20 protein-coding genes are annotated in these 22,594 nt (G+C 35.2%); 8 read left to right on the top strand and 12 right to left on the bottom strand.

What is annotated here, in order from left to right; translation table 11 throughout:
- Positions 1-14: 14 nt before the first annotated feature.
- From M900_RS01790 to M900_RS01780, 3 genes are all read right to left on the bottom strand, one after another.
- On the bottom strand, positions 15-1,799 hold the full coding sequence (locus tag M900_RS01790) for an ABC transporter substrate-binding protein (protein WP_021273139.1): 1,785 nt from the start codon (positions 1,797-1,799) through the stop codon (positions 15-17).
- Positions 1,800-1,924: 125 nt separating this feature from the next.
- Positions 1,925-2,395 carry a hypothetical protein gene (locus M900_RS01785; RefSeq protein WP_021273277.1) on the bottom strand — a complete coding sequence of 157 codons (471 nt, stop codon included), beginning with the start codon at positions 2,393-2,395 and terminating at the stop codon, positions 1,925-1,927.
- A gap of 119 nt (positions 2,396-2,514) precedes the next feature.
- Positions 2,515-4,380, bottom strand: a complete 1,866-nt coding sequence (locus tag M900_RS01780; protein ID WP_021273179.1) for a tetratricopeptide repeat protein — start codon at positions 4,378-4,380, stop codon at positions 2,515-2,517.
- A 506-nt stretch (positions 4,381-4,886) separates the two neighbouring features.
- Here M900_RS01780 and M900_RS01775 point away from each other — a divergent pair.
- Genes M900_RS01775 through M900_RS01745 form a run of 7 tightly spaced genes read left to right on the top strand, consistent with a single transcriptional unit; the run spans position 4,887 to position 11,530 of the window.
- Positions 4,887-5,267: a polyhydroxyalkanoate synthesis regulator DNA-binding domain-containing protein gene (locus M900_RS01775; protein ID WP_021273497.1), complete on the top strand. Its 381-nt coding sequence runs from the start codon at positions 4,887-4,889 to the stop codon at positions 5,265-5,267.
- A gap of 40 nt (positions 5,268-5,307) precedes the next feature.
- A complete protein-coding gene (locus M900_RS01770; protein ID WP_021273242.1) occupies positions 5,308-5,964 on the top strand; it encodes an outer membrane protein in 657 nt (218 codons plus the stop codon).
- Positions 5,964-6,776: an ArsA-related P-loop ATPase gene (locus M900_RS01765; protein ID WP_021273073.1), complete on the top strand. Its 813-nt coding sequence runs from the start codon at positions 5,964-5,966 to the stop codon at positions 6,774-6,776. The genes M900_RS01770 and M900_RS01765 overlap by 1 nt, the downstream gene beginning before the upstream one ends.
- A complete protein-coding gene (locus tag M900_RS01760) occupies positions 6,777-7,790 on the top strand; it encodes an ArsA-related P-loop ATPase (protein ID WP_021273195.1) in 1,014 nt (337 codons plus the stop codon).
- Complete coding sequence (gshA, locus tag M900_RS01755; RefSeq protein ID WP_021273510.1) at positions 7,787-9,004, top strand: glutamate--cysteine ligase; 1,218 nt, start codon at positions 7,787-7,789, stop codon at positions 9,002-9,004. Before M900_RS01760 ends, gshA begins: the two co-directional genes overlap by 4 nt.
- A gap of 1 nt (position 9,005) precedes the next feature.
- Positions 9,006-10,388, top strand: coding sequence for a pyridoxal-phosphate dependent enzyme (locus M900_RS01750; RefSeq protein ID WP_021273520.1), 1,383 nt, complete (start codon positions 9,006-9,008; stop codon positions 10,386-10,388).
- The gene (locus tag M900_RS01745; RefSeq protein WP_021273496.1) at positions 10,388-11,530 is read left to right on the top strand and encodes a PLP-dependent aspartate aminotransferase family protein; all 1,143 of its coding nucleotides are present in this window, start codon (positions 10,388-10,390) and stop codon (positions 11,528-11,530) included. Before M900_RS01750 ends, M900_RS01745 begins: the two co-directional genes overlap by 1 nt.
- Here M900_RS01745 and M900_RS01740 read toward each other — a convergent pair.
- Together M900_RS01740 and M900_RS01735 are read right to left on the bottom strand one after the other, a co-directional pair.
- Positions 11,527-12,096: a hypothetical protein gene (locus tag M900_RS01740; protein ID WP_021273528.1), complete on the bottom strand. Its 570-nt coding sequence runs from the start codon at positions 12,094-12,096 to the stop codon at positions 11,527-11,529. The two genes, M900_RS01745 and M900_RS01740, sit on opposite strands and share 4 nt — an antisense overlap.
- The gene (locus tag M900_RS01735; protein WP_021273397.1) at positions 12,077-13,177 is read right to left on the bottom strand and encodes a hypothetical protein; all 1,101 of its coding nucleotides are present in this window, start codon (positions 13,175-13,177) and stop codon (positions 12,077-12,079) included. Before M900_RS01735 ends, M900_RS01740 begins: the two co-directional genes overlap by 20 nt.
- A 165-nt stretch (positions 13,178-13,342) precedes the next feature.
- On the opposite strand from M900_RS01735, the gene M900_RS01730 reads away from it, so the two are divergent.
- Complete coding sequence (locus M900_RS01730) at positions 13,343-14,089, top strand: HD-GYP domain-containing protein (protein ID WP_021273301.1); 747 nt, start codon at positions 13,343-13,345, stop codon at positions 14,087-14,089.
- A gap of 55 nt (positions 14,090-14,144) precedes the next feature.
- On the opposite strand, the gene M900_RS01725 is transcribed toward M900_RS01730, so the two are convergent.
- From M900_RS01725 to M900_RS16830, 7 genes are read right to left on the bottom strand one after another with little or no spacing between them, the layout of a single operon-like run.
- Positions 14,145-16,706: a chemotaxis protein CheW gene (locus M900_RS01725; protein WP_021273249.1), complete on the bottom strand. Its 2,562-nt coding sequence runs from the start codon at positions 16,704-16,706 to the stop codon at positions 14,145-14,147.
- Positions 16,707-16,715: 9 nt separating this feature from the next.
- Positions 16,716-17,639, bottom strand: coding sequence for a response regulator (locus tag M900_RS01720; RefSeq protein WP_021273205.1), 924 nt, complete (start codon positions 17,637-17,639; stop codon positions 16,716-16,718).
- A gap of 56 nt (positions 17,640-17,695) precedes the next feature.
- Positions 17,696-18,466, bottom strand: a complete 771-nt coding sequence (locus M900_RS01715) for a protein-glutamate O-methyltransferase CheR (protein WP_034730793.1) — start codon at positions 18,464-18,466, stop codon at positions 17,696-17,698.
- Complete coding sequence (locus tag M900_RS01710) at positions 18,459-18,821, bottom strand: response regulator (protein WP_021273100.1); 363 nt, start codon at positions 18,819-18,821, stop codon at positions 18,459-18,461. The genes M900_RS01715 and M900_RS01710 overlap by 8 nt, the downstream gene beginning before the upstream one ends.
- A 9-nt stretch (positions 18,822-18,830) precedes the next feature.
- The gene (locus M900_RS01705) at positions 18,831-20,009 is read right to left on the bottom strand and encodes a hypothetical protein (RefSeq protein WP_021273172.1); all 1,179 of its coding nucleotides are present in this window, start codon (positions 20,007-20,009) and stop codon (positions 18,831-18,833) included.
- Positions 20,006-21,049 carry a chemotaxis-specific protein-glutamate methyltransferase CheB gene (gene cheB / locus M900_RS01700; protein WP_021273309.1) on the bottom strand — a complete coding sequence of 348 codons (1,044 nt, stop codon included), beginning with the start codon at positions 21,047-21,049 and terminating at the stop codon, positions 20,006-20,008. The genes M900_RS01705 and cheB overlap by 4 nt, the downstream gene beginning before the upstream one ends.
- A gap of 6 nt (positions 21,050-21,055) precedes the next feature.
- A complete protein-coding gene (locus M900_RS16830) occupies positions 21,056-22,594 on the bottom strand; it encodes a methyl-accepting chemotaxis protein (RefSeq protein WP_021273356.1) in 1,539 nt (512 codons plus the stop codon).

The following is a 22,594-nucleotide window of genomic DNA, read 5'->3' as shown; positions in this document are numbered from 1 at the left end:
CCTAATTATTTAACTTATAGCTTGTCTAAAGCTTTTTTCTTCTGCTCAAGATCAATATTTAAATACTGTGCTTGTCCTGACTCAAAGTCTGTAGACATGTAATTTTTTAACCATGAATGTTGAAGTGTATAGTTTTGTCTATGCACACCGTAAATCCATGGAGCTTGCTCAGCAGCGATTCTATTTAGTTTCTCATAAAGAGCTGTTCTTTCAGGAGAATCTTGCATTACTGAAGCTGTAGCGAAAAGCTTGTTAAACTCTGGGTTATTATACCCTGAACCGTTAGCTCCTGGAGCTTTGTTTGGTCCGTAAAGAAGTTGTAAGAAGTTTTCTGCATCTGGGTAATCCGCTCCCCAAGCAATTCCGTAAAGCATTACCTGACGAGTAGTAATTTTCTTTTGTAGTTCTGGCCATGTATTTTGTACAACTTTGATGTTTACACCAATATCAGACATTTGCTTCTTAAATAACTCTCCAATTTGTCTCGAAGTTGAAGAACTTGGACAATCGTAAGTAATTTCTGGAAGACCCTTACCATCTGGGTAACCAGCTTTCGCAAGAAGTTCTTTTGCTTTAGCAAGATCTCTTTCTCTATATGGAGACTTGTAATCTTTCATATAACCAGCGATCCCTGGAGGAACTACAGACTGAGCAGGAAGCGCAGTATTGTTATAGAAAAGTTTATTGTTTTCATGAATGTCAACCCCTAGAGCTAGTGCTCTTCTTAGGTCGACGTTATCAAAAAGTTTAAGGTCATGATTAAAAGCAGTATAAGTAACATCTAGTGATGCTGAAATTTCTAGCGAGATTCCCTTATCTGTTAACTTCTTAGAAAGGTTTTTACCTTCAGAAATTACTGAGTCAAAGTTATCTTTATCAACTGCAGAGTAATCAATCTTTCCTTTTTGAAAGTTTAACCATCTTGGTTGAGATTCAGAAATTACGTTTACTACAACTTTTTCAACAAGAGGAAGCTCTTTTCCTGCATCAGCTAGCATATGCTTGAATTCATCACTTGCTTCACTTGGGAAAAGTTTCTTTCTAAAAGTTGGGTTCTTTACGTACTCAATTCTTTTTGAAGATGGATTGAATTTACCTAGGTAGAATGCACCTGTACCAACTGGGTGGTTGATGAATTCTTTTCCGTATTTTTCAACAACTTCTTTTGCAACAACAAATGTAAATGGCATTGCTAAAGAGTATAAGAATTGTGGAAATGGCTTACTTAGCTTAAATACAAGAGTGTATTTATCAGCAGCATATAGACCTTCAATCTTCTCGCTGTAATCAACAGTGTCTTTCTCAGCGTACTTATTTCTCCACTCATTAAGACCTTTGATTTTTTCATCAAGTAGCCACCATCCAAGTCCTTGTAGCTTTGGATCCGCAAGTCTTTTAATTGAGTATACAAAGTCTTCAGCTTCTAGTTCTCTACCTTTTCCACCAGGAAATGCAGCATCGTCTTGGAAAACTACGCCTTGCTTGATTTTAAATGTATAAGTTAGACCGTCTTCAGAAACAGTTGGAAGAGCTTCTGCAAGATTTGGAACTAAAGTATATGGTCTCTTTAAGTAATCGTACTCCAAAAGTCCTTCATATACTCTTGCAACTTCATTTGCAGAATATTTATCGTTTGCAAAAATTGGATCCATTCCTTTAACTTCTGCAGTAACAGCGATGTTTAAAACTTTCTCCGTTGTTTGTTCTTTTTTTGAACATGCACTTAAAAGTAATGTTCCAAAAAGAAGTGACGCTAAAGAAATTAAATTCACCACGTTTTTAGTGTTTTTAATCTTCATAATTCCCATGTCTTCCTCTCGATGTTTGAAAGTTAAATCGTTCTTTAAAAACGGTTAGATAGAGCTTATACCCAAATTAAGATGGATTTTCCAGATTAAAAAGCTTTTGCTTGAGACTCACCGCACTACTGACACGTGTCAACAATCAAGTCTAAAGCTAGTAAAGGCTTTTCGCTATTGGCCGCATCGATTGTGCGTATAGAAAGATTTCTATAGTAGCTTGAAATTTTATTTTTTAATTCAAAATCAAACATAAATCTCTTAGAGATTGGAGCCTGATAGATCACCGCATTATCTATCCTTTCAATTGTACCACTCAGACATGATACTTCTTCACATGACTTCTCCCCTGACGCAAAAGCAAAAAACTTTGCTGAACGAAAAAGGAAGGCATCAAAAATTTTTGTTAAGTTCTTATGAGTTGATTTAGAAAGTTCGTCTTTAGTTTTTTTGTAAATAGTCCCACTGAATTTAAAAGGTTTAGTTAGAGGTAACTTGAGTGTCTCCTGCCCCTTAAATGGAATATCAATTGCTAACTCAAAAAAGCCATTTTTTATTTCAGACTGGTAAGTGAATCGATTCTTCTCTTCACCCATTGTGATTCGTCCTCGACCACTTGCCGATAGACAAAGACCAGCTTTTATTTCTTGTTTAAGCTGGTCATTAGAAGGTTTATTTGTAGATTGTTTAGAATTTAATGAACAAGAGGAAAGGATTATTTGGACACTGATGCTGGCAATCGCACAGATTCCAAGTCTTCTAATTCTTTTATAACATCTTCTCTTTCCGCTGATATTTTGCAATTTTTTAAAGCCTCGACATAGTATTCTTTAGCTTTATCATAATTGTTCATCGCCTTATAAATCAAGGCTAAATGTTTAGTTATTACAACATCATTGCCAACAAGCTTCATCGCTTTCTTTGATTCTTCGTAGGCTTCTGTGTATTTCCCCATTTTATAATAGTACCAGCTTAACGAATCTCTAATATAACCATCCTGTGGTCTAAGCTTCACTGCTTTTGAGATATAATCATATGCCTTTTTCATATCCCCACCTCTTTCAAGGATCGAATAGCCTAAGAAATTTAGAGCATGGGCATTATTAGGATTTTTCTTTAGCATCGAATTAATAAGCTTATCTGCTTTTGAAAAGTCCTGTACTCTCTCATAGAGTGCGGCTAGATAATACTCATGACCATCACTGAATTCACTCAATGATCTTATGTTTTCAAGCACAGAAATGGCTTGTGTATAATCTTTTGAAGCTTCAAGGAATCCCGCTAGAATTACGTTTAGTTCAACATTAAGGACATTACTCTTTTTTGCATTCTTTGAAACAAACTCAAATAGTTTATCTGATGACTTAGTATTTTCTAAAGCAACAGCATTTAAGATCTGCGCAATCTGAATATGACTTTCATGAAATAAAGCTGACCCTTCTGGAATTCTTGAAAAATACTCAATAGCCTTATCGTTTTCAGATGTCTGTTGATAAAGAGACGCTAAATAATAAAGAACTTTATCTGATTCAGGAACATCTTTTAAAATCTCCTGAAAGATACTCTTTGCCTCTTCAACACGGCTAACTTCAGTATAAAGGACTCCAAGTCTGACCTTAAGATTTAAATTTGACTCATCAATTGAAACAAGTTTTTCTAAATACGGAATAACTTCTACGTATTGTCCTTCAGAAAAAAGAATATCAACATACTTTGTTAAAACAGAATAATTTGTTGGATTATTCGTAAGGAACTTTTCATAAACCTTAGCTGCTTTATCTTTCTTTGAACTCATTTCATGGATATGTCCAAGTAGTAAAACACTTTGAAAAAAGTTTTCATCACTTGCAATCGATCTCTCAAGAAGTTTAATTGCAGACTTCATACGATCTCTTTCAAATTCAATCCTTGCCTTATAGTAAAGAAAAGATGCCTTGTTCTCTGATGACTTACTCGCACAGTAATCAAGGACAGAGAAAGCTCTTTTAAATTTCCCATCGCGAGAATAGGCTTTAGATAAGAACGCACAAGCTTCTGGGAGTTCTCCACCTTTTTTTGCAACAATTTCTTTATAGAGAGCAATTGATTTATCTGTGTTATTCATCGCTGAATAAATTCCAGCAAGAAGAAGTTTTGCTTTAATAGCAAGCTCAGCATCGCCGTGACCAATAAGATAATCGAGATGTTCTTTTGCATCTTCCAATTGATTTGATTTAATTAACTCGACAGCAAATCTTTTACGCAAGTAAAGATCCTCTGGTTTTAATCTTACAATCGCTTTAAATATAATTGATGCAGAGAATGCATCACCCTTAAGTGAAGCATCATTTGCTTTTAAGAAAAGATCACTCGACAAATAATTAACGGCCTCATCACCTGTTCTAAGTGCTTCCTCTACAATCGAGCTTAAGTGTTGCTCTATTTTTTCTTTCGCAAGAACAGCGGACTCCATATTCTTTACTTCTTCACTTGGACTCGACTTCACAACTGTCTCAACTGATACAGGTTTCTCTATCTGCTTTTGCGCACATGACGTAATAATCAACAAGAGAAGTAATAGAATTTTTGGTGAGATTTTCATTAATAAACCTTATTTTATAACCAAGGCTTTAGGCCTTGACCTCAATAGCTCATCGTCTATGGAGCCAGCAACTTTAAGTCTTTATTCAGACTCGAATAGTTTTCCCATAGTCCTGTAATTGTACTATTTTGCTCGGTCTTACCAAATTACAAGCTCTTGCTTAAACTCAACTTATTGATAATTTGTTATTTTGCTAAAAATCTTTGGCACGGTGCTATTTTTTTATTATTTGACCTTGACAGTCAAAACAGCACACTGCTATTAAATGCCTTGTCCAAAACGCTAAGCACTAAAGCCCATTCTCGTTTCAACACGCTTGTAAAGCATTGAAATAACTGAGCTTTTTTTAGGCCTTCATGGAGACTGAAAAATGTTCATCATGGGTTACGGTTTCAGATGCAACGTGTTACAAGGTAGCGAGTTTAGTTACTTAGAAAGCTAAATCTTAATATAAATAAAGAAAGTGTGGGAGTTATATCTCACGAAAACCAAATAGGGGATGTTAAATGAATGACGTTAGAATTATCAAAAGGTACCAAAACAGAAAGCTCTACGACACTCACCAAAGCTGTTATGTAACTCTTGAAGAGATTGCACAAATTATCAGAGAAGGTCATGAGATTCAAGTTATTGATAACAAGACTAAAAACGATATTACATATATGACTCAAATCCAACTTCTTTTTGATCAAGAGAAAAAATCAACAAGAGCTGGTGATGTTGAATTACTAAAAAGAGTAATCAGAGCAGAAGAAGGAACTTTCACAGGATATATTAGATCTCTTGAAGGTATCGAAGCTCCAGTTGAAGCACCAGCTGCAACTTTAAATGCATTTAACGCATCTGAGCTTAACTCAGCAGTTGAAACAACAAGCACTTTGAACTAATATAGACGCAAGTCTAATATATGTTTCAAAGGGTTTTTCAATGCTATCTACATTTGCAAAAAGCTTAAAAATAATGCCTGTGATCCTAATCACAGGCTTTTCTTTTTCTACTCAAGCAAAATCTATTAAAGAATTAACTTCATCTAAAAGTTCTGAGAAAGTTGAATCAGAAGTTGCGAAAGTTGCATCAATTTCGACATCTGGATTGCACGTCCACGCGATTGGAGTTGGGCTAGGCCAGACTTTCCTTTCTGGGGACTTCGCTTCAAACGGTGAAGATAGAATTACACCAGATTTATACTACAACTACTCTGCTAGTCACTCATTTGATTTCATGGCCAATTTTCACTGGTCATCACATAAGTACAAAAGTAGAAAGACAACGATCTCTGGTCTTGCTTTAGGAATTAAGGCAAAGCTTTTTAACTTTGATAACTTCTCCCCATTTCTTGTTGGTGGACTAGGTTTCTACTCTCCAAAAATGACTCGAGAAATTGAAGGTGAATTCAAAACTTCTAGAAGCAAATTAACTTTTGGTTATAACCTTGGTGCAGGAGCTGACCTTGATCTAAATTCTCGAGTTAAAGTTGGAATCATCGGCATGATTCACAACCCATTCGATATTAAACAAGATGATCAGCCAGAGGTTGAAGGCTCATACTACAAGCTACAAGTTACTGCCTACTATAAGTTCTAATGAGCTTCAAAAGGCTATATATAGTCACAGGAAAGGGTGGCGTTGGAAAATCACTGACGGCCCTTTCACTCTCTAAATTAATCGCTAAAAATTCTAGTAAAAAAGTCCTATTCAATTCCTTTGATGCTGATATCAATCATGAGCTTTGCCATGATCTTGGGGTAACTCCAATCCAATTAAAGATGGAGTCTTCAGCAACAGAATATATCGGAAGAAAACTTGGGAGTGAGACCATTGCAAAATGGATTATGAAAGCTCCATTTTTCAAGGCACTCTTTAATATTGTTCCAAGCCTTGGGAATATGATTTTACTTGGACACCTTATTGATATTCTAGAGAAAGATCCGGAGCTAATCATTGTGGTTGATGCCCCGTCGAGTGGACATATTCTCACTGTTCTTGAATCCCCTATTAACTTTGAGAAGATTTTTAAATCTGGTCCACTTGTCAGTGACATCCATAGAATGACAAACTTTATTTCTAATAAAGAGCTATTTGAAGCGGTTGTTGTTAGTATTCCAACAGAGCTTGCTGTCACAGAAGGCTTAGAGCTAACACAGAAACTTACAGACTTAAAAGTGACATCTCAAAAGATGATTCTTAATAATGTCTTTTCAATGGCCATCCAAGAAGAGTTCGGAGAACTACCATCATTCTTGGAAAGTAAAATAAAAAGTGAAAAAGATATTCTTAAAGAGCGATCAAAAAATTATGATCTTATTGTCCCAATGTTTATCAATAAAGATACAAAAACACTGGTATCAAATATCGAAGAAAGCTTAGCTCCTTTGTTTAACGAAGGAGAAACTTAGATGCTAAAAAATAAGAGGATTGAAATATTTTGCGGAACAGGTGGTGTTGGGAAGACGACAATTTCAACATCACGAGCTCTTCATCTTGCTAAACAGGGTCGCAATACACTTCTAATCACTATTGATCCAGCAAAACGGCTAAAACAAGTTCTCGGAATTGATGAAGAAGAACAAGGACATGTTGTACCTGTCAGCAAGGATAGTTTCTCAATTCCAGAAAATGTTAAACTAGATGCCCTACTTTTAGATCCAAGTTCAACTCTTGAAAGAATTGTAGGAGAAAAGCTAGAGAATGATATTTTAAGAACACTGGCCCGTCCACATGGTGGACTCAATGAAATAATGGCAGTTCTTGAAGTACAACATCACTTTAATAGTCGCGTTTATGACACGATAGTACTTGATACCCCCCCAGGACAACACTTTATCGATTTCCTTGAAGCTTCGAGAAAAATTAAACAATTTTTTGATAAAACTTTTGCTGAAATTTTTAATGTTATCGATGACCGTAACAAAACGAAGAAGTTTCTCACTAAGATTGTAGCAAGTGGTGTTGATAAACTTTTAACTTATCTTGAAAAGGTAACAGGTAAAACTTTTGTTGCTGAATTTACACAGGCGATTAGAATTTTATACGGAAGTAGGAATACCTTTATAGATGGATTAAAACTTGAAGACGAACTTATTAATCCAGAACTTACAAATTGGTTCCTTGTAACTTCTGCTGATCAAGTAAAGGGCCAGGAGGCTAACCATCTCTTTGAATCTTCTAGTAAGTTTAATCAGAGTGATAATTATATCATTATTAATAAAAGCTGGTCTGAGTTCATTAAGAACTGGGAACCTCAAAATAATAACCAGGTAGCATTAAAAGAGAACTTCACACATCAGCTTAAACAAATTAAAGACAATATTAGTAATTATAATATACAAACAATTGAATTTCCTGAAGTGTTCGAGAATCAACCTTCACTTCAAGTCGAAAAACTTTTGGAAACATGGGAAAAAATATGAGCTATCAAATAAACACAAAAGAGGAACTAGAAAGTTTCGTAACACATAACTGGAATCAAATTAATGAATTCCTTGATAAGCAATTTGAAAGTTTACCTATTCCACTCTATTCATCTGTAGATATTAGAGAAAGTAAAAATAAAATTGCTCCTGTTGATAATAATATGTATCCAGCAGGATTTAATAATATCTGCGCCCTAGATCTTGATTGCGCGTCGGATACTTTTAAAAAGTTTATCACAAAAGATTTTCCCGCAACTAAGACAGTGGCAATTATTCCAGAGTCACATACAAAGAATACATTCTATCTTGATCATCTTGCTTACTTGAAAAAAGCATTAACAGATGCAGGTTTCACAACTTTTGTTGCAAGTTTTGATGAGGAATTATTTGTTGAAGGTAACGAACTTAATCTTATTTCGGCTTCAAAATTCGATCTTCAAATTGTGAAAGCAACTGTGAAAGATGGTCACATCTATGCTGGTGAAGACAAGATTGACTATGCTGTTTTGAACAATGATCAGTCTAATCCAATGAATATTGAATGGAAAAGCATTACAACTCCAATTCACCCAAGTCCTTATATTGGATGGTTTAATCGTTCAAAGTCAGGGCACTTTGTTGCTTACCGCGAAGCTGCTGAAATTTTCTGCAAAGAATTTAATATTGACCCTTCACTTATAGAAGCGAGCTTCAAACTCGTTGATGGAATTGATTTTTCTTCGAAAGAAGGACTGGAAAAAGTAGCAACTTCAGTTGATGAAATAAAAGGCTCAAATGAAGATATGAAAGTTTTCATTAAAGGCGACCAAGGTACTTACGGAATGGGTATCAGTGTTGTTGGTAGTGGTGAAGAAGTTCTTAATTTCAATAGAAAAGATAGAAACAAAATGGATATTGGTAAAAACAAAATTAAATTTACCTCAGTAATTGTCCAAGAAGGTGTTGAGACGATCATAAAATATGATAATATGCCAGCGGAAGTTACAATTTATCTTATTGGCGGAAAGAGTGTTGGGGGTTTCATGAGAGCAAATACTGAAAAAGGTACTCATGACAATTTAAATGCTCGAGGTATGGTGTTTAGAAGATTTTGCATCAGTGAGATCAGACAAAACCAAGACTATCAGGCTAAAGAAGCGCTCTACTCTATTATTGCGAGAGTATCGACACTGGCCGGTGCAATTGAATTAAAAAACAAACAAGGAATATAAAATGATGAAAGGCGCTAAAGCAAATGTACTTGAAGCAATCGGTGGAACGCCAATTGTAAAACTAAACTACGTAACAAAAGACATCGAGTCAGAAATTTATGTAAAACTTGAGTACATGAATCCAGGTGGTTCAACTAAAGATCGTATCGGATCATATATGCTTGACCAGGCGGTCAAAGAAGGAAAGCTAAAACCTGGTGGAACAATTATCGAGGGAACCTCAGGGAACACTGGTGTTGGTCTAGCGATGTGGGCTGCAATTCATGGTTACAAATGTATTTTTGTTCTTGCGGATAAACAGTCCAAAGAGAAAATTGATAATTTAAGAGCTTTCGGTGCCAAGGTTGTAGTTTGTCCAACTAACGTTCAACCAGAAGATCCACGTTCATACTACTCGGTATCAAAAAGACTTTCTGAAACAATACCAAATTCGTTCTATGTAAATCAGTACGATAACTTACACAATAGAGATACACACTACACTTGGACTGCTCCAGAAATGTATGAGCAAACTTCAGGTGACTTCGATGTATTTATGGCCGGAGTTGGTACAGGTGGAACAATTACGGGTTGCGGAAAGTACTTCAAAGAAAAAATGCCTAATGTTCAAATCGTTGGTATCGACTGTGTTGGATCTATCATCGCTCACTATGCAAAAACTGGTGAAATGTGTGAAGCTCATTCATATGTAATCGAAGGGATTGGAGAAGATTTTATTCCTGAAAATTATGATTTCTCAGTTATTGATGACTTTGAAGTTGTTGGTGACAAAGAAAGTTTTCTAATGACGAGAAAGCTTCTTAAATATGAAGGTATTTACGCAGGTGGTTCTGCAGGAGCTGCAATTGTAGGTGCGATCAATTATGCGAAGAAGCAAAAAGAACCGAAGAAAATTCTAGTTCTTCTTCACGATTCAGGAAACCGTTATGCTTCTAAAATCTACAATGATGACTGGATGAGTGACAACGGTTACCTAGACTCATCATTTAATGTACAAATAAAAGATGTACTTTCTGATCTTGGAAAAAATGGAAGTATTATCACAATTAATGACAGTGCAACAATAGGCGAAGCGATTACAATCATGGAAGAGAAGGGAATGTCTCAACTTCCAGTTGTTAATAAGGCAGGAGAAGTTGTTGGTCTTTGTGCAGAGAAAAATCTTGTAAAGCCTGTTGTTATGGGTGAATTCCAAAAAGATGATAATATCTCACTTGCTTATACAAATAAATTTAGAATCGTAGATAGAAATGAATTACTTGAAACAGTAGCTGATGCTCTTTTAAAGAAAGAAGTTGCAATCATTACGAAAGATGGAAAACTTTCAGATATTCTAACTGAGATTGATATTCTTCAATATATGTCTTCTAAGGGAAGCATCTAGTGAAGAAGGCTACGAAAGTCATTCATGTTGGTGGTGAGCCAGATAAGGAAACGGGGGCAATTATGCCTCCGATTTATCAGACTTCAACATACGTACAATCAAGTCCAGGAGTTCACAAAGGTTATGAGTATACAAGATCTCACAATCCAACGAGAACGAGACTTGAAGAGTGCCTCGCGGGCCTTGAAAATGCTAAACATGCACTTGTAACTTCAAGTGGACTTTCAATTGAAATGCTAATTATGCATGCTCTACCATCTGGGTCGACGATTATTTGTGGAGATGATGTCTACGGAGGAACATATAGACTGTTTACGACTGTCTTCAACACAATTCACAACTTTCTTTTCATTGATACAACTGATCTCAAAAAAGTTGAAGCAGCTTTAAAAGAACATAAGCCAGCTCTTATTTGGGTAGAAACTCCAACTAACCCACTTCTTAAAATTTCCGATATCAAAGCAATAAGTGTTTTAGCAAAAAAATATAAAACAAAGACAATTGTTGATAATACATTCATGTCTCCATATTTCCAAAACCCTCTCGATCTTGGTGCTGATATGGTCATGCACTCAATGACAAAGTATATCAATGGTCATTCTGATGTCATTGGTGGTTGTGTGATGTTAAATGACAAAGTCATGCACAAAAAACTTTGGACACTACAAAACTCAATTGGACCAACGCAATCACCATTTGATTCTTGGTTAGTTCTTAGAGGTGTTAAGACTTTAGCTGTTAGAATGGAAGCGCATGCAAAGAATGCCCTGAAGATTGCAAAATACCTTGAAAAACATCCTAAAGTAGAAAGGGTGATTTATCCAGGCCTCTCTTCTCACCCACAACACAAAATTGCAAAGAAGCAAATGAGTGGCTTTGGTGGTATGATTACCTTCTTCTTAAGAGGCGATATCAAAAAATGTAATAAGTTCTTATCAACAGTAAAAACATTCTCTCTGGCGGAAAGTTTAGGCGGAGTAGAAAGTTTAATAGAGCATCCTGCAATCATGACCCACGCATCTGTACCTAAGGCAGTTAGAGAAAGCATAGGTTTAACAGATAATCTAATAAGACTTTCGGTTGGAATTGAAGATATTGAAGACCTTATCGCTGATTTAGATAAGGCCTTTGCTAAAGTTTAAAAATCGGCTTTTCCAGAATTCGGGTCAATTGAAACATTACTGGCCCCTTCTTTTTTTCCTGTACTAGTTTTATCCGCCATTAAGTAGTCGTAGTCGAAACCTTTAGTCATTACTAGACTTTTTCCTAGATATTGATCAACTAAAACGTAAGAACAGTATGTTTTACCATGGTCACTTTCAAGTTCAGTCTTAGATCCTTCAGCAAATATTAATCCATCATCTTGAATAATCTTTTTAATAAGACTGTATTCTTTGCAAAATTTATCAGTGGACATCTGACAATCAACACCTCTTCTTATTACATCAACACTACCAGTATCAATTTTTATGTGAACAGGCTCTCTACAGGTGTCGATAATCCACTTACGATTTCTGTACTTAAATTCATTATGAGAAATTTCAATCTCACACTCTTTTTTCACAATTTTTAGTGTTTTATTAAGTAATCCAAATGGAAATGACTTATGTGTTACTTCAACACTAAAGTTAGTATTGAAACATTCATTCCCCGAGAATGCGAAACTTGATAATGAAAAAAGGACAACACTAAACTTTAGTAATGACATTTTTATCAACTCCAATTGTAAAAATTGTTTGATCATAAGGAAGAAAATCAAGATCATTATACTTTTTCTTTGTCTGAAAAGTTAGTTCTTGAATAAGGTCTGTTCCTGTTGACCAATTATTTTTTAAAAAATTAAAACTTGTTTGAGAGTCAATCGAATCAGCTGTGTTTTTATAAAAACCTGGTGAAAGAATTACAATCTGCTCTCCTCTAGTAAGTTGATAAGAACTCTCTTTGTACTCAGCACACTTAGAAGGAAAAGTATTATCATTACGAGCGATAACGACCTTATCTTTTGAAATAATATCATGCTGTCCAAGATTAAAACTTGTCATCTTAAATGTACCAAGATCAACAGACAGAACAAGAAGTGATACATCCCCTAAGCCTTCAAATTCTTTTCTTGCTGACTCAAGACTCTGTCTTACAAATTCAGAAGTAAGCTCACTTTGACTTTTCCAAGTATCAATCAAACTCAGAAATGAAGCGATAGTAATGTAAGAGCTAGCATTCAAAGAAAAAAGCCAAATTTTTGATCCCGACTTAAAGAAATCGAAAAACTCACCACCAGATGAGGTACCTGCACAGAAGCGAGAGTTTATACTCACTCCCCTAATCACTTCACTGCGAACAGGAACCATCTTATCATGTATTCCTTTTACTCTTTGTAGTTGCCCAAGAATTGTTTGTATAACTCCATTAAGCTTTTTCAAAATTGATTTCTGGGAATCTAATAAGCTCATTTGAGATAAAAAATTATCTACAAATGGAGCATAAAGGCCATAATCGAGATCAAGATCAAAAATACCAAGACATTCTGGAGTTGTCTTTCCAAGAGTATTAAGCTCATCAACTTGCTTACTACTAATTTTTGAAGAATAATAGAAAATGAAGAAGCGAGAAATCTTACGCTTGTCACTTAACTCATTAAAAGATTCTAAACTTATTAATTTTATTTTATCTGCACTAAAGCTATCCACCTTAACAAACTCAACATCACGACCGTGAAGATTAAAAAATAATGATTCAAAATACGCTATATTAGATTCTGTTCCATCCTGGGTCAGAATTTCAACTTCCATGTAAATTCCTTAGTATATGACAACTATTATTGGCTCTAGACCCAAATATTTTAACATATTAACTGATCAAAATCACAACAAAATCCCTCAAAGATTAAAGAATTGAGCGCTTAGGACCGAACAGTTGTTAATATATGGGTTATTAACAGAGTAAAAGAGTAGGAAATGAGTATAAAGAAAAAGCCAACGACAACGACGAATAATGTAATCTCTTTGCCAGATGCTGTGACTAATGTTGCTCTTTTAAATCTAGTTAAAGAAAATAAGAAGCTTGCACTTGAGCAAAAAAAGATATGTGAAATGGCCGCAAGAACAATTCTACATGCGCTGGACTGTAAAGACTCATACACGTATGGGCATTCAATGAGAGTTGCCTTCCTTAGCTTAACCCTCGGAAAAGAAATTGGATTAAATGAAGAAGAATTATATGATCTGGAATTATCTGCTCTATTTCACGATATCGGGAAAATCGGTGTTCCTGATTCTGTACTTTTAAAACCAGCAAGACTAACTGAAGATGAGTTTCTTCAAATGAAAAGTCACCCGGAAAAATCAGCTGAGATTTTAAGAGGTTTTTCTCATTTTGAGAAAGTTGCAAAATATGCCAAACATCACCATGAAAGATGGGATGGTCGTGGTTATCCAGAGGGCCTTAAAGGTGAAGACATACCTCTTTTCTCGAGAATTATCTTAATTGCAGATACATTCGATGCAATGACATCGTCTAGACCATATAGAAAAGGTTTAGATTATGAAGTCGCATTTGCAGAACTTGAAGAATTTTCAGGTTCTCAGTTTGATCCAGAACTAGCGAAGGCATTCATCACTGCCATGAGAAGAGATGCCAATCAAAAAGAAGAGACATTCGAGCTCTCTATCGTCGAAGGTAAATTTCTGAAAAATGCAGCATAAAAAAAGACTATCGTAAGATAGTCTTTTTTTTGTCTAAATCACTAAACTTAAACTTTTATGCAGCGGTTTCAAAATCTTCATGATGAGAATCATCCTTAACTTGATGCCTAGACTTAGCTCTAGATTTCACTACAAACTCTAAATCCAATACATTTACTGTCTTCTCATTAATGAACACAGTTCCTAAAATTCCCGAGCCATTATAAAAGGTATCATCAAGAGTCTCATATACATTAGCAATATCACCAATGCGATTAACAAGTAATCCCAGTTTCTGCCCTTCTAAGTTGACAACAATACAAACAATGTCACAGTCTTCAGCGAGTATTGCTTCTTTTTGATAAAGAACTGATTCTAAATTCACTAGAGGTAGAAAACTGTCACGATATCTAATAATCATATTATTACCAGTATACTCTATATCACTCATTGCAAACTCTTCAAGTCTGTCAACCATACTCAAACTAACTGCATATGATGATCTTTGATCTTCAAGTGAGAATTGAAGATATTCGACAGGCTCAATATTATTTTTAGTTGTAGTAATATAATCTTCCTCAACACTATTCACGATATTACTAGAATGAGCGATATTCTCAAGATCAAGTATCAGTGCGATATCTCCGTCACCTATTAGGGTTGCTCCTTGAAAAAGAGATGTGTCCGACTGCAAATGTCCTGAAAACTTTTTAAGTACAACTTCCTCGATATCAAATACTTCATCAACAAGTAATCCAAAATGCATACCTTCGGTATCTATAACGATCACATTTTGCAAAGATCTATCAGACATAGCCCCTGGGTGAAATCTGTCATGAAGATTTATTAACGGTATCAAACGGCCGTGATGGCAAAGCACTTGTGCCCCATCGATTTCTCTGAGTTCAGATAAAATCTTGTCATCATCTAAGCTTACGACTTCATCAATATCTTGTAGTGGTACCGCAAATTGATTTCCAGATACTCCAACCATTAAAGATTTAATAATTAGTACAGATCTTGGAACAGGAAGAACAAGAATAAACTTCGATCCTTCGCCATACTTTGATTCAACGACAATTTTTCCGCCAATTGCCTCGACAGAGCTTCGAACCATATCCATTCCAACACCACGACCAGAGATGTCTGTAACCTCACCAGCTGTACTAAATCCAGACTCAAAAATCAGAGAGAAAATTCGTTGTTCCGACATTTTATCAAGCTGCTCTTTTGTAAAAAGACCATTTTCAATTGCTTTAGCTTTTAATTTATCAGGATTCATTCCGTTACCATCATCAGAAATTGTAACAAGAATATTTTCACCGTCTATGACCGTCGAGAGTAAGATATTACCTTCTGCTTGCTTACCTGCTGTCGTCCTTGTCTCGGGTAATTCAATACCATGATCTACCCCATTTCGTAGAAGATGAATTAGCACACCATTTAGTATTTTAGCGATTGAAGTGTCGACTTTAAGTTCTTCTCCCTCAAATTCAATATTAACTTCTTTCTTAAGCTTTTTAGAAGCATCTCTTACAATTCTTTTCAATGGGCGATAAATACTTTCAACTGAAATTTTTCTCATTTCGGAAATCTGATTTTGTAAAATTGATGATACCTTGTGCATTTCATCCAATGAGTCAGAAAGGACATCTACATCTTTGTCATTTTGATATCTCTGCTCAATTTTAGAGACACTTTTAACGATCATATTTCTAAGAACTGTCATTTCCCCTGATAGTTCCATGAAGTTGTCAAGAATTGAGACCTGAACATTTATTTTTTCATTTGTATCTTTTGAAGTACTTTGTGCCTTATTATCGACAACTTCGACTTCTTTAACCTCTGTCTGAGATTGATTTTTACTTTGTTCTAAATTTTTAAAATCAGTGTTGAATATTTTTAAGTCTTCCTGAATGTCAAATTCGAAAGCACCATCATTTGCAATGCTTGAATACATTCTTTTTAAGACATCTAGTCCTTTTAAAAATGTATTTATAACAAGATCATTTACTTGAATATCTCCATTCTTCAAAGAACCAATTAGGTCTTCATATTTATGGGCAAATTCGGGTAATGTTTTTAAACCAACACAAGAGGCTGTTCCCTTAATTGTGTGGAGCAATCTAAAATATGTATTAAGAGCATTTAAATTATGAGGTTCTTCTTCTAAAACTAGAATTAAATCTTCGATTTCCTCAAGCATTGGAGATGATTCTTCAACAAAAGATTTAATCATCTCACGCTCTTCATTAAGAACTCGTAGATATTGATCAAGCTCTGCTGAGGCAACAGCACTTAGTTCGTCGGAGCGAAAGGGCTTATTAATAAACTTTGATATCTTAAGTTCCATCCCCTCCAGGGCCATTTCTTTACTATAGAAACCAGTCACCATCAAAAAAGGAATCATGACGTCATTTGCATTTAACATTTTACGCAGTTCAAGCCCTGTCATCTCAGGCATTTTATAGTCACTTACGATAAGAACAATTTTCTTCGCATTTTCAATAATGTATTCATAAGCAAGATCAGGCTTTACAAATGACTTAATGGTACAGCCACACTTAGCAAGCTCTAGCTCATAAATATCGAGAATCTCTTTTTCATCATCAATGCAAATAATTTCAAATTCTTTCATTGGTATCCTCTATTTTGTAATAGACTTTTTTAGATCAAGTAAATTTTCAATCTCATATCTTAGTGCACTTGCTTCTTTCTCATGACCAGACTCTAATAAGAAGTTTTCATGATTTGAGAACATGAACATAATACGATCACATGTTTTCATTAACGATTTTTTTAATTTAGAATTATCGGCAAGAGAGGTAACAATAGAAATTAAAACCTTTTCGTCATATGGTTTCTCAATGAAGTAGCACATTCTACTCTTAAGACCTGATAGAACAATATCAAGTGTTACATAAGCAGATACATATACAATTGGAATTGCGATTCCTCTCTCTGCAAGTTTCTTGGCCATCTCTATACCATTTACTTTTGGCATATTAATATCTGAAACAATAACATCAGGGAGATGTTCACTTGAGATTTCCTCAAGTAACTCTGCCCCATCATAAAATGACTTAACAGTGAAGCCTGAACTTATAAGCTGTGAAGAGATTAGTTCGACAATTATTTTTTCATCATCGACAACATAAATATAGCCGCTACTTTTGTGAGGAGTAGATACTTTTTTTTCTTCCTGGACTTGTCTCTTTTCTTTTATATCAACTTTAACTTCTTCTCTTGTAACTTGCTCTTTGAAAGATATTGTCCCATCTCTGAAATATTCACGTACCGCATCGATCCCACGTAAGTAGTAATCAACACGTTCTTCGTTCATTGCTTCACGACATGAATCGAGAGAGTTCTCAAGCTTATGCACATGCTCTTGTAGATCTACAAAACCAAACATACCAGCAGCGCCTTTTAAACTATGAAAAGAACGAAAGATTCGATTAAATAATCCTGAATATTCAGATTTTCCGACACTTAGTAATGCATCTTCAGCATCTTCTAGTAAGTCTTCTGCTTCTAGTATAAAATTTTCTTTTAATTCTGCTAAATCCACATACACCTCTACTCTCTAGGCTTTTCGGATTTTTTATTTATATTCTTATTATTAATTTAAATTTTTGTGTAGACAGGCATACCTGAATAGTATTCTACCAGAAGACTTGGGTGGCTCACGCGCTCTCCTCCACCTAAGATTAGCTTCCCACCTTTTTTCAAGGAGTTAAGAAGGTTTAAAATGACAGTTTCTCGAGTTTTATCATTAAAATATATAAGAAGATTTCGACACAGTATTAAGTCTACTGAGTTTATGAACACGTTTCTATCTAGTACACTCCCAACAGAAAAGCTGACCTTACTGCGAATCTTTGGTGAAACATCGAACTTCTTCTCATCCTTGATGAAGTATTTATTTTGCATGTCTTCAGAAATCCCACGCGAAATTTCAAAAGTATTATATTGACCACGTCGAGCATAATCAACAACTTCAGAGCTAATATCTACTCCATAAATCTGGTAACTCTTAAAATTATTTTCTTCAAAGAGAATTGCCAAGGAATAAACCTCTTGCCCAAAACTGCAAGGAATAGATAAAACATCTAGTTTCGTTTTACCATCTAGGAGAGATCTTATATATTCAAATGGAATTTTATCTCTAAAAAAGGAAGTCTCATTAATTGTAACTATATCAATGAGATTTTTTTTAAATTCTTCTTTTTCTTCGTCTGTTGTCAGTGCCCGATAATATTCTTCAAGGTTGTTTGTTATATTCAAACTTTTTAAAAAATTATTCATTTTTCCAATATTTCGTGTCTCATCAGACATTTCTAAATCAACACCTAAATACTTATGAACTATTTTTTTGAAAAAAATAAAATTATTCAAGATCAAACACCAGCTCTATTTTGTTGAACAAAATATCACTAGTAAAAGGCTTCATGATATATTCCACTGCTCCAAGCTGAAGAGCCTTCTTAATGAAGTCAGGCTTATTTTCTGTAGTCATCATAACTATCGGAACTTCAGTAATATTCTCAGCCTGGTTCTTTTCTAGAAACTCTGGACCAGACATATTTGGCATATTCCAATCGAGTAAGATAAGGTCAACTTTCTCTGTCTTAAGTTTCTCACAAGCATCAACTCCATCTTCGGCCCAAACAGCCTGATGCCCGCGCTCTGTCAGCATACCAGAAACCATCATGTAAATTGCTTTTGAATCATCTACGATCATAATTTTCATTAAAAACCTCTAATTTATATTGCCTAGTATTTTCTTTAAAATATTTATTTGGTTGAGATAATTAGCTCTAACGCCCTCATTCTTGAAGAATTCTATTTCATTAGAACTCAGTTCGTTCTCTCTAACTTCCCAACAAAGATCTATAGCATCATACAGATTTTTAAAATCTGACTCACATACATTATAAACTTTCTCTGGTGTTGAATTAAACAGACGATCAATTACGTGTTCCCACAAATCTAATAATCTATATAAAAATTTTGCCTCGACATTTTTAGCCGCTGTTGAAACAACATGAATTTCTCGATATAGGGAATTGAGGTAATTAGTAGCGTCATCTTTTTTGTCACAAGCTTCATCTATCATTTTCATTATTTTGAGAATTTTATTTCGTTTTTTTTCATCAAATAGATCTACGAGATCGTTAGACTTACTTTGAATCTTAGGCTGTGGTATAAGAGAAGAAATATCCTCCTCACTCATGCCGCCTAACTCTCTTAATGACTCAAGAGCTGCTTCGTTTATTTCTACGGTAACGTCGAGCTCTTCATCTTGCACAAAGACATCTACAGCACGATCCCCCTGAAGTTCACGAAGCGAATCAAGTGCTGCTTCACTAATTTCGACTTTGTCAGTATCTGAATCACTCTTGGCATCAAAAGAAAAATTTTCACCTTGAAGTTCGCGTAATGATTCGAGCGCCGCAGGACTAAGTTCAACCTCACGAGACTCTGGTTCATCGAGACTAAAATTATCTCCTTGAAGCTCACGAAGAGATTCAAGGGCAGCAGGGCTTAGTTCAATCTCATCGTCATTTTTTTCATGATTCGAATCAGAGTTTTCTTGTAGCGTAGAGGCTTTTTCAATCGCATTCTTAATATCTGCAGTTGAGACAAAACCTTCGTCCTGCATAATTGTGAATAGTCCTCTAGTACCAGTTCTTTTTATTTCGACTGCCCTCTTATAAATGTCCGGAAAGTTATTTTTCAAACAACTTGATAAATCTGTTCCTTTATCCATAGACACAATAGACAACTTAATCAATTCGTCATCTCCTAACAGATTATTCTCTACAGCTACTTGTGCAAGTGAAACGCTTTCACGTACTTGCATACTGATTGCCTTCGCAATAAATGTTCTATCAAGTAATTTGTGTTCAATTATATTCTTTAAAATATTTTTACTCATATTCTTTTTGAAACCATTGTTAATAATTTAGGTATATCAGCAAGCTTAATCACAGAAGCTCCAACATCTGCTTTCATAACAGCTCCAGGCATCCCCCAAACAACACACGATTCTTTATCTTGTGTAAACTGATATGCATTCTTTTCTTTCAAAGCACGTGAACCATTTGCGCCATCTTCACCCATTCCAGTTAATATAATTGAAAGAACTTGTCCCGAAAAATTATCAGCAACAGAGTTTAATAAAACATCTACAGAAGGTCGGACAAAACAAACTTTATCATCCTGATTTAAGATTATTTTTAAATCTTTCGTGATAGTCATATGATAATCTCCAGGTGCAATATAACAATGCCCTGGTTTTAAAACGTCTCCATTTTTTGCTTCAGAAAAGCTCATGCATGAATTCTTATCTAACATTTCAGCCAACTTCTGTGTAAACATAGGAGGCATATGCTGAACAAGTAACATTGGTACACTCGATGGTACTTCAAGAGTTTTAAAAATTGACATTAATGCTTCTGGACCACCAGTCGAGGATCCGATACAAATTAACTTGGGTTTTATTTGCATTTTATCTACAGCTTTAGATATTTCACAAACTACTTCTTTTGTTTGTGAAACATTGCTTGCCTTACCTTTACTACATAGAGCTTCAATGCGCGGCACCAGCTCAGCTCGAATCATTTTTAAAGATCCTTCTATTGTCCCATTGCCACTCACTTTTCCAACAAAGTCATTTGCGCCAGTCTGAAGTGCTGTTATTGTTTTCTCTGCACCTTGTGTTGTAAACGAAGAAAAAACAATTATAGGGATTTTTTTATTGAATTTCCTTATTTCCTTAATCGTTTCGATACCATCCATTACAGGCATTTCCAGATCTAAGATAACAAGATCAATCCCACTCTCTCTTTGTAAAAAATCGATAGCAATTTTACCATTACTACATGTCTTTGAAACGAGAAAACCAGGCACCTCACTTAGGGCCTGGCTTATCGCTGTTCTAAATACTACTGAGTCATCAACGACTAAAATATTCATACTAACCTATACATTTAACTTGGCAACATGAGCTTTCAATCCAGCTGCAATGCTACCTAAGTTTTTAGCTGCATCTTGAGTATTCGATGCATCTTTACCAGTAACTGAAGCCGCTTCTGATACCTGGCCAATATTTTCATTAATTTGTTTTACACCCTCTGCAGCTTCAGTAACAATTCTCGTTACTTCATTTGTTGTTGCTGCCTGCTCTTCAACAGATGCTGCGATATTACCGGCATATCCATTGATCTTTTCAATTGCTTCAGAAATTTCACCAATTGCAGAAACGGCATTTTTAGAGTCATTCTGAATTGTTTCAATTTTCTTCGTAATATCATTTGTTGCTTTAGCGGTTTGCTTTGCTAGTTCTTTTACTTCGTTTGCAACAACTGCGAAACCTTTTCCAGCTTCACCAGCTCTTGCCGCTTCAATCGTAGCATTCAAGGCAAGAAGGTTAGTCTGTTGAGCAATAGAAGAAATAACTTTAATAACATTTCCGATATCCATACTACTATCACCTAACTGTCCGATGATTTGATTTGTAGACTTAGCCATCTTCATCGCATCGTTAGAAAGTGAAGATGCTTCATTTGTCGTTTTCGTAATTTCTTTAATTGCTGCAACCATTTCTTCCATATTACTTGCAACAGTTTGAACACCAGCATTAATTTCTTCTGAAGCAGAACTCGCGGTATTGGCCTGAGCAGAAGTTTCTTCAGCTCCAGCACTTAGAGATGAAGATAGTGTTAAAAGACTTTCCGCAGAGTTTTGTAGGTCATCTGCACTTTTTGAAAGATCGTTAATAAGCTCAAACTTAGTCGTTACAACATTCCACGTTACCATCGGTCCGAGGTATTTTCCGTCTAAATCGAAAATCGGTGATATAAGAAGATCTAACTTCTCAGGCCCTAGCCCAATGATTGCATTATGCGGAAGGTTTGAAGGATCACCAATAATTTTCCTTTGAAACTCAGGGTTCTTATGAAAAATATCAATACTTTGACCTTGAAGTTTTTCGACCTTATCAGGCAGAAGAGATTGAAGCTTTCTTAACGTGTTAATAGCTGCCTCATTGATATAAATCAATTTCCCTTCAGGTGTCGCCATCATTGTGTTAATTGGTGATTTATCAACCATCTGCTTTGTTCTTGCGACTTCCTCTTCTATTTTTAACTTTTCAGTAACAACTTCCCACGTTACCATCGGCCCAAGATATTCTCCATCAGAGTCTCTAAGAGGTGATACAAGAAGGTCTAATTTCTCAGGTCCAACAGAGATGATTGCTCTGTGAGGTAAATTACTGGCACTTGAAATAATTTTTTTCTGCACGGCAGGGTTTTTATGAAACCAGTCAATACTTTTATTAAAAAGATTGTCTACCTTATCAGGTAGATACTGTTCAAGTTCTCTGAGCGTCTCTTTAGACTTAGAGTTCATGTAAAGAAGAATTCCTTCTTTGTTGGCTACCATCGTGTTAATTGGAGACATTTCAATCATTTGTTGAAAATCAATTTTTAAATCTGTGCCTAAATTTTCGTTCGTCAT

Origin of the sequence: Bacteriovorax sp. Seq25_V (assembly GCF_000447795.1) — a bacterium.
In the GTDB taxonomy this organism is placed as follows: domain Bacteria; phylum Bdellovibrionota; class Bacteriovoracia; order Bacteriovoracales; family Bacteriovoracaceae; genus Halobacteriovorax_A.
The sequence above is the reverse complement of the archived record's forward strand: the minus strand, read 5'-3'. Positions and strand labels throughout refer to the sequence as shown.

Coding starts and splice junctions, on each gene's coding strand:
- M900_RS01790 (WP_021273139.1), bottom strand. CDS start 1,799: ATGAAGATTAAAAACACTAAAAACGTGGTGAATTTAATTTCTTTAGCG.
- M900_RS01785 (WP_021273277.1), bottom strand. CDS start 2,395: ATGGGTGAAGAGAAGAATCGATTCACTTACCAGTCTGAAATAAAAAAT.
- M900_RS01780 (WP_021273179.1), bottom strand. CDS start 4,380: ATGAAAATCTCACCAAAAATTCTATTACTTCTCTTGTTGATTATTACG.
- M900_RS01775 (WP_021273497.1), top strand. CDS start 4,887: ATGAATGACGTTAGAATTATCAAAAGGTACCAAAACAGAAAGCTCTAC.
- M900_RS01770 (WP_021273242.1), top strand. CDS start 5,308: ATGCTATCTACATTTGCAAAAAGCTTAAAAATAATGCCTGTGATCCTA.
- M900_RS01765 (WP_021273073.1), top strand. CDS start 5,964: ATGAGCTTCAAAAGGCTATATATAGTCACAGGAAAGGGTGGCGTTGGA.
- M900_RS01760 (WP_021273195.1), top strand. CDS start 6,777: ATGCTAAAAAATAAGAGGATTGAAATATTTTGCGGAACAGGTGGTGTT.
- gshA (WP_021273510.1), top strand. CDS start 7,787: ATGAGCTATCAAATAAACACAAAAGAGGAACTAGAAAGTTTCGTAACA.
- M900_RS01750 (WP_021273520.1), top strand. CDS start 9,006: ATGATGAAAGGCGCTAAAGCAAATGTACTTGAAGCAATCGGTGGAACG.
- M900_RS01740 (WP_021273528.1), bottom strand. CDS start 12,096: ATGTCATTACTAAAGTTTAGTGTTGTCCTTTTTTCATTATCAAGTTTC.
- M900_RS01735 (WP_021273397.1), bottom strand. CDS start 13,177: ATGGAAGTTGAAATTCTGACCCAGGATGGAACAGAATCTAATATAGCG.
- M900_RS01730 (WP_021273301.1), top strand. CDS start 13,343: ATGAGTATAAAGAAAAAGCCAACGACAACGACGAATAATGTAATCTCT.
- M900_RS01725 (WP_021273249.1), bottom strand. CDS start 16,706: ATGAAAGAATTTGAAATTATTTGCATTGATGATGAAAAAGAGATTCTC.
- M900_RS01710 (WP_021273100.1), bottom strand. CDS start 18,821: ATGAAAATTATGATCGTAGATGATTCAAAAGCAATTTACATGATGGTT.
- M900_RS01705 (WP_021273172.1), bottom strand. CDS start 20,009: ATGAGTAAAAATATTTTAAAGAATATAATTGAACACAAATTACTTGAT.
- cheB (WP_021273309.1), bottom strand. CDS start 21,049: ATGAATATTTTAGTCGTTGATGACTCAGTAGTATTTAGAACAGCGATA.
- M900_RS16830 (WP_021273356.1), bottom strand. CDS start 22,594: ATGACGAACGAAAATTTAGGCACAGATTTAAAAATTGATTTTCAACAA.